Annotated in this window: 11 protein-coding genes; 2 read left to right on the top strand and 9 right to left on the bottom strand. The window is 68.3% G+C overall.

Translation table 11 applies throughout. From position 1 onward, the window contains the following. Window positions 1-125 precede the first annotated feature (125 nt). Entirely contained in the window at window positions 126-1,313 is a 1,188-nt protein-coding gene (locus tag IEZ15_RS31585) for an ROK family transcriptional regulator (RefSeq protein ID WP_189280416.1), read from the top strand. 107 nt (window positions 1,314-1,420) lie between these two features. Here the strand turns inward: IEZ15_RS31585 and IEZ15_RS31580 are convergent, their stop codons facing one another. Together IEZ15_RS31580 and IEZ15_RS31575 are read right to left on the bottom strand one after the other, a co-directional pair. After that, window positions 1,421-1,690, bottom strand: coding sequence for a hypothetical protein (locus tag IEZ15_RS31580; RefSeq protein ID WP_189280415.1), 270 nt, complete (start codon window positions 1,688-1,690; stop codon window positions 1,421-1,423). A 69-nt stretch (window positions 1,691-1,759) separates the two neighbouring features. Continuing rightward, window positions 1,760-3,091, bottom strand: a complete 1,332-nt coding sequence (locus IEZ15_RS31575; protein ID WP_189280414.1) for an N-acetylmuramoyl-L-alanine amidase — start codon at window positions 3,089-3,091, stop codon at window positions 1,760-1,762. A gap of 385 nt (window positions 3,092-3,476) precedes the next feature. On the opposite strand from IEZ15_RS31575, the gene IEZ15_RS31570 reads away from it, so the two are divergent. Continuing rightward, a complete protein-coding gene (locus tag IEZ15_RS31570) occupies window positions 3,477-5,690 on the top strand; it encodes a terpene synthase family protein (protein ID WP_189280413.1) in 2,214 nt (737 codons plus the stop codon). Here IEZ15_RS31570 and IEZ15_RS31565 read toward each other — a convergent pair. The 7 genes from IEZ15_RS31565 to IEZ15_RS45270 form a co-directional block, all read right to left on the bottom strand. Then, the gene (locus IEZ15_RS31565; protein ID WP_373302659.1) at window positions 5,666-8,038 is read right to left on the bottom strand and encodes a glycoside hydrolase family 95 protein; all 2,373 of its coding nucleotides are present in this window, start codon (window positions 8,036-8,038) and stop codon (window positions 5,666-5,668) included. The two genes, IEZ15_RS31570 and IEZ15_RS31565, sit on opposite strands and share 25 nt — an antisense overlap. Window positions 8,039-8,216: 178 nt before the next feature. Further along, complete coding sequence (locus IEZ15_RS31560; protein WP_018550733.1) at window positions 8,217-8,717, bottom strand: hypothetical protein; 501 nt, start codon at window positions 8,715-8,717, stop codon at window positions 8,217-8,219. A 151-nt stretch (window positions 8,718-8,868) separates the two neighbouring features. After that, window positions 8,869-9,270: an ACT domain-containing protein gene (locus IEZ15_RS31555; RefSeq protein WP_189280412.1), complete on the bottom strand. Its 402-nt coding sequence runs from the start codon at window positions 9,268-9,270 to the stop codon at window positions 8,869-8,871. Between the two features lie 10 nt (window positions 9,271-9,280). Further along, complete coding sequence (locus tag IEZ15_RS31550) at window positions 9,281-9,880, bottom strand: CGNR zinc finger domain-containing protein (protein ID WP_189280411.1); 600 nt, start codon at window positions 9,878-9,880, stop codon at window positions 9,281-9,283. A gap of 29 nt (window positions 9,881-9,909) precedes the next feature. Then, window positions 9,910-10,035, bottom strand: a complete 126-nt coding sequence (locus tag IEZ15_RS46510) for a hypothetical protein (RefSeq protein ID WP_268250450.1) — start codon at window positions 10,033-10,035, stop codon at window positions 9,910-9,912. Between the two features lie 47 nt (window positions 10,036-10,082). After that, window positions 10,083-10,370, bottom strand: a complete 288-nt coding sequence (locus tag IEZ15_RS31545; protein WP_189280410.1) for a hypothetical protein — start codon at window positions 10,368-10,370, stop codon at window positions 10,083-10,085. Between the two features lie 98 nt (window positions 10,371-10,468). Next, a partial coding sequence (locus IEZ15_RS45270; protein ID WP_229846218.1) for a hypothetical protein occupies window positions 10,469-10,893 on the bottom strand: 425 nt, incomplete at its 5' end.

Genomic DNA, 10,893 nt, shown 5'->3' with positions numbered 1-10,893 from the left:
GACACGCTTTAGGACTGTCAAGGGCTCAAACACCTTTGATTTCAATCGACTTGGCGCAGACTTGTGCCGACAGTCGAACAGAGAATGCCTTGTGAGCAGCGAAAGTCGTCCTTAGGGTGACTGTCATGTCTTCGCCGTCGGATCGCACATCCGCTGCCGCCTCGCACTCGCCGGGCGAGGTGCTCGCGCTGATCAGTTCAGGGGCGGTGGCGACCCGTGCCGATATCGCCCGGATCACCGGCATGGCCCGTTCGACGGTATCCCAGCGGGTGGACGCGCTGATCGCGCACGGTCTCGTGGACGAGGACGCCGACGGCGGTTCCACCGGCGGCCGCCCGCCCCGCCGACTGGCGCTGCGCACCCGTGAACACGCGGTGGCCGGGGTGGATCTGGGAGCCTCGCACTGCAGGGTGGCGCTGATGGACATCGGCGGCGCCACCCTGGCCGTGCAGGAGGAACCGATATCGATCGGTGACGGGCCGGACTCCGTACTGCGGCACGTGGAGCGGACCGTGCGCACCCTGCTCGACGAGGCGCACCGGAAGCCCGAAACGCTGCGGTCCATCGGTGTCGGGGTACCGGGCCCGGTGGAGTTCTCCACCGGCCGTCCCGTCGATCCGCCGATCATGCCGGGCTGGCACCAGTACCCGATCCCGGAGTTCTTCGCCGCCCGGTTCGGTGTGCGGGCGCTCGTCGACAACGATGTGAACGTGATGGCGCTGGCAGAGCAGCGCCGCGCGTTCCCGGACTGCCGCTATCTGTTGTACATCAAGGTCGGCACGGGGATCGGCTGCGGGATCGTCGCCGACGGCCAACTGCACCGGGGTGCACAGGGCTGCGCCGGCGACATCGGACATATCCGGGTCGCGGACCTCGACGATCCGTGTCGGTGCGGCAATTCGGGCTGCCTGGAGGCCGTCGCGGGCGGCGCGTCACTGGCGGCGAAACTGGTCGGTCTAGGACTGGACGCGACATCGGGCAGCGATGTCGTGCGGCTGGTGCAGTCCGGGAACCGGGACGCCGTGAGGATGGTGCGCGAGGCGGGGAGGGCGGTCGGCGAGGTACTCGCCGGTCTGGTGAACTTCTTCAACCCGGACACGGTGGTGATGGGGGGCGCGCTGGCGGCCGTACACGACCAGTTGCTCGCGGGGGTACGCGAGGCGGTCTATCGGCGCTCGCATCCGCTGGCCACGCAATTGCTGCGGATCGAGCCGAGCCGCACCGGTGAGAATGCGGCCGCGGTGGGGGCGGGCATCCTCGCCATCGAGCATGCGCTGTCTCCCGCACAGGTGAACCGCCAGGTCGCGGGCTGACAGAGGCCGGGGCAGCCGGGTCCGTGACCGAACGGCCTCAAGTGCCCCTCCGTGTACGGATACCGTGCACGGAGGGGCACGAGTCACGCGGTCACGCGGTCACGCGGTCACGCCGGAATCATCAGGTCCCACCGGGCCTCGAACAGCGCGCACCGGTACTCCGCCCAGCTCCCGTCGCTGACGCCCGCATCCCCGGCCGCGACGCACTCCTGCTGGGTCCCGTACGAGCCGGCAAACTCCCAGCCCTGCGCCCCGGCCTCGGAGGCGGCAGCGGCCGAGGCAGTCGCGACGGTGACTGCGGCGCCGGCGCCGGTGAGTGCGAGCGCCATGGCAACGCCCATGGCCGCGGTGGCGGCGATCCTGGTCAGCTTGTACATGAAGGCCTCCTCTTCGTTGTTCGGATGCACGCAATCTCTGGTGCTGCTGCGACGACGCCCCCTGCGGTCTCAGCGCGTCCGCACGATGTCCACGTCGGATGCCTTCACAAAGGCGACCCGGTGGCCGATCTGCACCGTCACGTACTTCTCCTTGCCGCGGAAGTACGAGTGGTCCAGCGGGTACGAGGCGTCGATCGTCGGGGCGTAGAAGAAGCCCGTGGGTGCCTCACCGCCGCCGGGATAGGACTGACCGGCCTTGATGGTGTACTGCAGCGGCGAGCCCACCCGCTGGTCCGCGAAGTCCGCGGGGTAATCGGACTTCTCCGGGTACGCCACCCCGTACACCCGCACCTCCGTACGGCCCGCCTTCGGCTTGACCACGTAGCCCGAGGTGGGCGTGGTGGTCCGGGTGTGGGCCGGGGTCCGGAACCAGGCCTTCTGGCCGTACCACCAGATCGCCGTCCAGCCGGGGGCGTGGTCCGCGACGACGGCCTGCTGGGTGGCGCTGATCTTGCTGCCCCAGTCGGCGGCGCAGTTCGTGCCGGGCGAGCCGTCGGTGTGCAGGCCGGGGTCGGAGAAGAGCGGTGCGTCGGCGGACGGCGCGGTATGGAGCGGGACGGCGCTGGAGGCCTGGACCGGCAGGTCGACGCCCTTTTCGCAGTCGCGGAAGGCTTGCTTGTTCCTCTTGAAGTCCGGGTTCACGGTGATGAGTTCACTGCTCTTGGGGGCGCTCGGCACGGTGGGCTTGCCGAGCAGCGCCATGAAGCGGTTCCAGTCCCAGTACGTACCCGGGTCCCAGTGCATGTTCTTGGTACCGGAGGCACTGGTGGGCGGCACACCGTCGTGGCCGATGATGTGCTGGCGGTCGAGCGGGATGTCGTACTTGGCGGCGAGGTAGCGCACCAGCTTGGCGGTCGAGCGGTACATCTCGGGGGTGTACCACTTGGCACCCTCGACGGCGACGCCCTCCTGCTCGATGCCGATGGAGTGGCTGTTGACGTACCAGTTGCCCGCCTGCCAGGCGACGTCCTTGCCTTTGACCATCTGGGTGACATGACCGTCGCCCGAGCGCACCACGTAGTGGGCGGAGGTCTGCTTCAGCGGGTTCTGGAAGATCTTCAGGGTGGTGTCGAAGTCTTCCTCGGTGTCATGCAGAACAATGAATCTGATCTTGTTGGTGTGCGGCCGGTCCGAGGTGTCGTAGTTCCCGTACGTCTCCTTGTCGGCCGGGTCACCCGTCTGCTGGTAGGCCGCCGGTACCCAGTCGCATTCGAGGCCGCGCGGGCATTCCGGCCGCACCCCGTCCGCACCGGCCTGCGCCGCGGGACTGAGCAGCGCCATGCTCAGTGCGCCGACCGTGGTCAACGCGAGTGCGAGTCCGGTCCTCTGCTTGGACGTCATGACAACCCTTCTTGGAGCCGTACGTGATGGAGCCGTGCGTGATCCGATCTCACTGTTCCGTTGCGCGCACACTCTCTGACCTGAGGTGATAGCGCGTCAAGGGTTCAGTGGTGGTAGCAGGTCGAGCCAGTGGACCAGACCACTGACAGGGTGTCTGACCTGCGGTCGGAAAGAATCGACCGGTTGCTGACGACGCCTCGTTACCTGGGTTTTACGGAGCGGCCGGCCGACCGGCGGCCTACGCTCCCGCACACCACGAACGAGCGCACTTTTTGTGTGACTAATCCCGGATGTGCGTACCCCGAACGGCCGAAGGGTAGTGCTCGCGCGGACACGACCGGTCCGTGCGACGTACGCACGGAGACATCGGAAAGGCCGGACGCACATGGCTCAGCCCTTCACCCTGCCGGACTTCTACGTTCCGTATCCGGCGCGGCTCAACGCCCATGTCGAGGAGGCACGACAGCACACCAAGAAGTGGGCGCGCAGCATAGGGATGCTGGAGGGTTCGGGTATCTGGGAGGAGAAGGACCTCGACTCCCACGACTACGCGCTGCTGTGTGCGTACACCCACCCCGACTGCTCGTCCGAGGCCCTCTCGCTGGTCACCGACTGGTACGTGTGGGTTTTCTTCTTCGACGACCATTTCCTGGAGCTGTTCAAGCGCACCCCCGACCGTGAGGGCGGCAAGCGGTATCTGGACAGGTTGCCGGCGTTCATGCCGATGGACCGTGGCGCCGAGATGCCGGAGCCGACGAATCCGGTCGAGGCGGGGCTGGCAGATCTGTGGGCGCGGACGGTGCCGGTCATGTCCGACGCCTGGCGGGTCCGGTTCGCCGAGTCGACGACGAACCTGCTCAATGAGTCGCTGTGGGAGCTCGCCAACATCAACGAGGGGCGTATCGCGAACCCCGTCGAGTACATCGAGATGCGCCGCAAGGTGGGCGGTGCCCCTTGGTCGGCGGGTCTTGTGGAGTACGCGGCAGGCGCGGAGGTCCCCGATTCGGTGGCCGACGAGCGTGCGCTGCAGGTGCTGCGGGACGCCTTCTCCGACGGCGTACATCTGCGCAATGACCTCTTCTCGTACCAGCGGGAGGTCGAGGAGGAGGGTGAGAACAGCAATGGCGTGCTGGTCCTTGAGCACTTCCTCGGCTGTTCCACGCAGGAGGCCGCCGATGCGGTGAACGATCTGCTGACGTCGCGCCTGCAGCAGTTCGAGAACACGGTGCTCACCGAACTCGGTCCGCTCTGCGTGGAGAAGGGGCTGGACCCGACGGACACAACGGCGGTTCTGGCGTACGTCAAGGGGCTGCAGGACTGGCAGTCGGGCGGTCATGAGTGGCACATGCGCTCCAGCCGCTACATGAACGACGGCGGTGCCCGTGAGGAAGCGCTCGGCTTCGGTATGGCCGCGGCGTCGATCCGTTTCACCCCCCGCTCGGAGACGGCCCGGCTGCGCAGCCACTCCCATGTGCCGTACCAGCATGTCGGCCCGTCCCTGCTGCCCGATTTCGAGTTGCCGTTCGGTACGACGCTCAGCCCGCACCTGGACGGGGCTCGGGTCCGCATCGTCGACTGGGCGACCCGTATGGGGATTCTGGAGGCACAACCGGGGGTGCCGGGTTCACACATCTGGGACGAGGAGCGGCTCGTCGCGATCGATCTGCCGCTGTGTGCGGCGGGTCTGCACCCGGATGCGACGCCGGAGGAGCTGGATCTGTCCTCCCAGTGGCTGACATGGGGGACGTACGGCGACGACTGGTTCCCGGTGGTGCACGGGCGGGCTCATGACCTGGCGGGTGCCAGGCTCGCCAATGAGCGTCTGTCACTGTTCATGCCCCTGGACGGGTCCGGGACGCCCGAGCCGGTCAACGCTCTGGAGCGGGGGCTCGCCGATCTCTGGGCGAAGACCTCGGCCCCGATGGACGCGAGCGGGCGCCGCGCCTTCCGGACGGCGGTCGAGGACATGACCGCGAGCTGGGTGTGGGAACTGGCGAACCAGGTGCAGAACCGCATTCCGGACCCGGTGGACTACATCGAGATGCGACGGAAGACCTTCGGCTCGGATCTCACGATGAGTCTGTGCCGGCTGGGGCACGGCAGGAAGGTGCCGGCGGATATCTACCACAGCGGCCCGCTGCGCTCGCTGGAGAACGCGGCGTCGGACTACGCGTGTCTGCTCAACGACCTGTTCTCGTACCAGAAGGAGATCGAGTACGAGGGTGAGGTGCACAACGGCGTCCTGGTGGTGCAGAACTTCTTCGGGGTGGACTATCCGACCGGGGTGGCGATCGTGCACGACCTGATGAAATCGCGGCTGCGGCAGTTCCTGCACGTCGTCGAGGAGGAACTCCCGGTGCTGTACGACGACTTCGAGCTGGACGCGGAGGCGAGGGAGATCCTGGCCGGGTACGTGCAGGAGCTCAAGCACTGGATCGCGGGCATCCTGATCTGGCACCGGGGCTGTCGGCGCTACCGCGAGCAGGATCTGCGGCGGGGCACCGGCGCCCCGTGGCACCTCAGCGGTCCCACGGGGCTCGGTGTCTCGGCGGCGCGGGTGACCGCGCTGTTCGCTCAGCCCTCGGCCATCAGCGTGTAGCACCCGCCCGCACGCGCCTTGAAGACCTTCTCGCCGCTCGCGAACAGCGAGCTGCGGACGGTCACTTCGCGGTTGCGGCTCGCCGTGATCAGCACACGGCGAGCCTGCCCCGCGGCCCATTCGATGTCGACGGTGAAGCCGCCCCGGGCGCGCAGCCCGCGCACCGACCCGTTCGCCCAGCTCGCCGGGAGGGCGGGAAGAATCTCGACGGCGTCGTGCTGGCTCTGCAGCAGCATCTCGGCGATGCCGGAGGTGGCGCCGAAGTTGCCGTCGATCTGGAACGGGGGGTGGGTGTCCCAGAGGTTGGGCAGGGTGGAGCTCTTCAGCTGTTCGGCGAGCATCTTGTGGGCGTGGTCGCCGTCGCGCAGCCGCGCCCAGAAGTTGATCTTCCATGCCTTGGACCATCCGGTGCCGCCGTCGCCGCGTGCGCCGAGGGAGACCTTGGCCGCTTCGGCCCACTTGCTGCCGGGTTCGATCTGCCGCCCGGGGTGCAGGGCGAAGAGGTGCGAGACATGGCGGTGGTCGTCGGCCGGGTCGTCGCGGTCGGTCTTCCACTCCTGGAGCTGGCCCCAGGAGCCGATCCGCAGCCCGGGGTCGAGCCGGTCGAGGGCAGTCTCCAGGCGGCTGCGGAAGGCAGGTGCGTCGCCGAGGGTGCGGGCGGCCTCCAGGGTGTTGGTGAGGAGGTCGTGGACGATCTGCTGGGACATCGCGGCGCCGGCAGTGAAGTCGCCGTGCTCGGGAGAGTAGCTGGGGGTGACGACGAGCAGTCCGTCGCGCGGGTCGGTGCGCAGATTGGCCAGCCAGAATTCGGCGGCCTCCTTCATGGCCGGGTAGGCGGTGGAGCGCAGATAGTCGGTGGAACCGCTGAACCGGTAGTGCTCGTACATCTGCTGGGTGAGCCAGGCGGCGGCCTCCGGGAACCAGAAGGCGGTGGACCAGTCGTGAACGCCGGTGAAGCCGTACGGGTTGGTCTCGTTGTGCACGACCCAGCCCACGGTCCCGAACATCTCCTTGGCCGTCTTACGGCCGGGGGCGCGCATCGCTTCGATGTAGCGGTCGTACGGTGCGGTGGTCTCGGCGAGGTTGGTGACCTCCGCGAGCCAGTAGTTCATCTGCAGATTGATGTTGCTGTGGTAGTCGGCGGACCACGGCGGGGTGGTGGAGTTGTTCCAGACGCCCTGGAGGTTGGCGGGCAGCGAGCCGGCCCGTGAGGAGGCGATCAGCAGGTAGCGGCCGTACTGGAAGAACAGCGCCTCCAGGGCCCGGTCGGCGGGGCTCGTACCGTCCGTGTACCGGGCGAGCAGTTGATCGGTCGGCAGGTCGGGCAGTTGCTGGCCGATGTCGAGGGCGACCCGGTCGAAGAGGGCGCGGTGGTCGCGTACGTGGGTGTCGCGGACCTTCTCGTACGAGGTCCGGGCGGCGGAGTCCACGGCGGCGGTGACCGCCCTGTGCGGGTCGTCGCCGCGGTAGGAGGGGTAGCGGTCGGCATAGTCGGTGGCTGCGGCGAGGACGAACCAGGCCCTGTCGGCTCCGGTGACGGTGAGGGTGCCGTCCGCGCCGGCGGTGACGGTGCCACCGCTGGTCCGGATGCGGATCTGGGCCTCGAAACACAGGCCGTTGTCCTTCAGCGCGCCGCGTACGGTGAGCCGGTCCCTGTCGGCGGTGGCGGTGTAGTCACTGCGGGGTGAGGTGTAGCGCAGGGTGAAGGACACCTGTCCCGGACGGTCGGCGGCAAGGCGCCCCGCAATGACCTTGCCCGGGTAGGAGACGAAGAACTCCCGTGTGTGGAAGGTGTTTTGGTGGGTGTACGTGACAGAGGCGAGGGCGTTTCGCAGATCGAGGGTGCGTCGGTAGGAGGCGTCGGGGGCGGCCGGGGCGTTCGGCAGGTCCAGCCGCAGGTCGCCGAAGACCTGGTAGGCGCCGTAGCCGTGGCGCGCCTGGCCGAGCTCGGCGGCGACGTCGTCCGGTCCGAGAGCGCCCTGAGTGTCGAGGCTTTGCTGTACGCCGGAAAGGGCGCCGGGCCTGGGCGCGGTCCAGTTGCCGAAGTCGTAGCCCTCGGCGGAACCGGGGCCGCCGGTCCACAGCGTCTTCTCGTTGAAGGTGAGCCGCTCGGAGGCCAGAGTTCCGTACACGCTCGCGCCGAGAGCACCGCCACCGATGGGCAGCGACTCACGCTCCCAGCTCGCGGCCGGGGTGTCGTACCGGAGCGTCGGTTCCGCCGATTTCTTCGAGTACGCGGAGCCTTTCGGCTCCTTTGATTCATCGGAGGTACTGGCGGCCGACGCCGTGCCGGAAAGGGCAGGGATTCCCAGCGCCAGAACGCTGGTTGCGCCTATCACTGTCTTCACTGTGGTGCGTCGAGTCATCCCGGATGTCATGCGGCCGACGGTAGAGGTCCGATGACTGCCGCGACAAGGCACATGACAAAGCGGCCCCTTGGACAGAGGCCGCCAACACTTGGACAGATGGGTCAGGCATGCGCCCACAGCCACCCGATGTGTACGGGCGGCCGGCAAAGGAGCGGTGTCAGCCCTGCTGGAACAGCTCGGCGGGCAGAGGCTTCAGCAGGGTGTACAGATCGTCGGTGATCGGCCGGTCCCAGCTGGCGATGGTGACAAGCACGCCGTCGCTGCGGTCGAACTGGACGCAGGAGATCCGGCTCTCGGAGAGCTTGACGCGGCGGACGATCAGCAGGTTGTCGCCCTGCATCACAGGCATGTCCTCGGTACCGGTGACCTCGACCGGCTCGTCGTTCTCGAGCGCGAGCAGCAGCTGGGCGACCTCGAACGGGACCTGGCCCTCCTCGGTCTCGCGGGCGGGCGAGCCCTCCGGGAGATTGCCGATGATCATCGCGGGGCCGCGGCCGCCGAACAGGTCGTAGCGCAAAAAGACGCCCTGACAGCTCCCGTCGGGCGCGGGCAGCAGACCGGCGCCGAGGTTTCCGGGCCAGTCCCCCGGGTCCATGGCCAGGACGTCGAAGTCGGGGCCCGCGGGTGTGGCGGCGCTACGGCGGCGGAGGAAGGACATGCAGACATGTTACGTGTCCGGGCTCACGTTGCGGAGCCGGGTCTGCGCCGGCCGGGGCAAAGCCGGGTCCGCGGCTCGGGCTCCGGCAGGTCCGATGGCAGCACTCCGGCGGTACTGCGGCCCGTGCCCCAACCGCACCCCGGCCCTGCCCCTAGCCGGATTCCGCGGCCAGTGCCTTCAGCACGTCGACGGCCTGAGCGGCCCGGTCGTAGGGAACGAACACGTGGTCGTGATGGAAGCCGGCCACCACATTGCAGCTCAGCCCGGCATCGGTGAGCGCCAGGGACACTGCGGCGGTGAGCCCCACCGCGTCCAGCGCGGAGTGGACACGCAGGGTGATCCAGCCCGCCACGTAGTCGTATCGCAGCCCGGCGGATACGGCTTCCGTCTCCGGCAGTACCAGGGTGAGCCCTTCGGGCTCGGTGACCGTGACGACCGGATTGACACCTTCGGGCATCACACCGTCGGGCGCGGTGGCGAAGACATGGCGTCCCGGGTTCAGCTCCGGCCGCAAGCCGCTCAGCAGGGTTCGAAGATCGCGCTCACCTGTCACGGTCACCACGCTACGTGGTGCGGTGGCGCTCGTGGTGACGTGCGACCCGGGCACGGTTTCCGCAGGACGGCTTACACCACTCCTGGCGGTGATGCTCCTTGATGAAGTAGCGCACGCAGCGTGGGGCGTGGCAGGCACGCAGGGCCGTGCGGTCCGGTCCGGCGAGGAAACCGATGGCCGCGCGGGCAAGGGCGGCGGGCAGGGCATTCCCTTCCGCCGTTCCGTCGGCCGAGTGGTCATGGGCGACAGGATCACGGTCCTGCGCCCAGTCGAGGCGTGGCACGGTCGGGACTGCGGCAGCGGCGGCGTTGAGCCGGCCGAGCGCCTCTTCGAAGGGCAGCAGCCGTCCGGCGTCGGCACTGCTCGGCTCGCCGGGGCGGACGGCGTACGCGAAGAGCGCCCGAACGGCGGCGCGCAGCGACCGTACGGCTTCGAGGCCCTGTTCGTCGGCCGTCCAGCTTTCGCCACCCGACGCGTCGCCGAACAGACCGCGCCGCTCGTGCACCCAGTGGGTCAGCCCGTCCAGGGTGTCGAGGTCGTCGGCGACACCTCCCCGCCCGTCGTGGCGGATGGTGAGGGCGAGGTCGAGTGCAAGCCGGGGGTCGGACACAGAGCTAATGGTAACTTCCGCGCGAGCCGTTAAATGCTTCGAAGCGGTCCTGGATCGCCTGCCCGTCGAACCTGCGCCGGGGTGACGAGTCGCTGGATCTCGTCGAGACCGGGCAGCGGCAGCGGCAGCGGCAGCGGCAGCAACTGGTGGATCACGCGACCTCCTGGCACATCGTTTCTCCTATCCAAGATGTGGCCTACTTTTACGCACGAGAGTGCAGCCTCAATGGACAAACGTGCAGCCGCAAACGCCTACCGGGGCGCTCGGGGCAGTCAACTGCCCGATGGGTGCGGCTGCCACTGATGGACGACGCCACGCAATTGGACGGCTCCACGGCCGCCAGCGCACCGAACAACGTCTCAGCTCCCTTCTTGACCAACTGCTGGCCGATCTTCAGCACGAGTTCGTTGACCTTGCCCGGGCCGAAGGCTCCAGTGCCGTTGCTGCCGAGCCGGGCGAAGAGACAGGCCGTGATCAGCCTCTTCGTCATCCACGGTTCGCGCCTCCATGAAGCCCGAGCTCGACGGACGCTCGTCGCCGGGTAGTCGGAGTTCCGACTACCCGGCGAGAAGCTTTCAGGACTCCCGCTCACGCCTCACCGGTGTCAGCCGGTGCCTCTGCTGCGGGCTCTTCGGTCACCGCAGGCTCTTCAGCCGTCGCCGCAGGCTCCTCGGTCACCGCAGGCTCTTCAGCCGTCGCCGCAGGCTCCTCGGTCACCGCAGGCTCTTCAGCCGTCGCCGCAGGCTCTTCGGTCGCCGCAGGCTCTTCGGTCGCCGCAGGCTCTTCGGTCGCCGCAGGCTGCTCAGTCTGCCCCGCAGGCTCTTCGGTCGCCGCAGGCTGCTCAGTCTGCCCCGCAGGCTGCTCCGTCAGCCCGTTGATGTCCTGGGGGTTCTGGACCGGGTTCAGGTTCGGGTTCGGGACCGGGTTCGGGACCGGGTTCGGGACCGGGTTCGGGACCGGGTTCGGGACCGGGTTCGGGACCGGGTTCGGGACCGGGTTCGGGACCGGGTTCG

It is taken from the genome of Streptomyces atratus, assembly GCF_014648655.1.
GTDB classification, from domain to species: Bacteria; Actinomycetota; Actinomycetes; order Streptomycetales; family Streptomycetaceae; genus Streptomyces; species Streptomyces atratus.
This window is presented reverse-complemented; position numbering and strand designations above follow the sequence as displayed.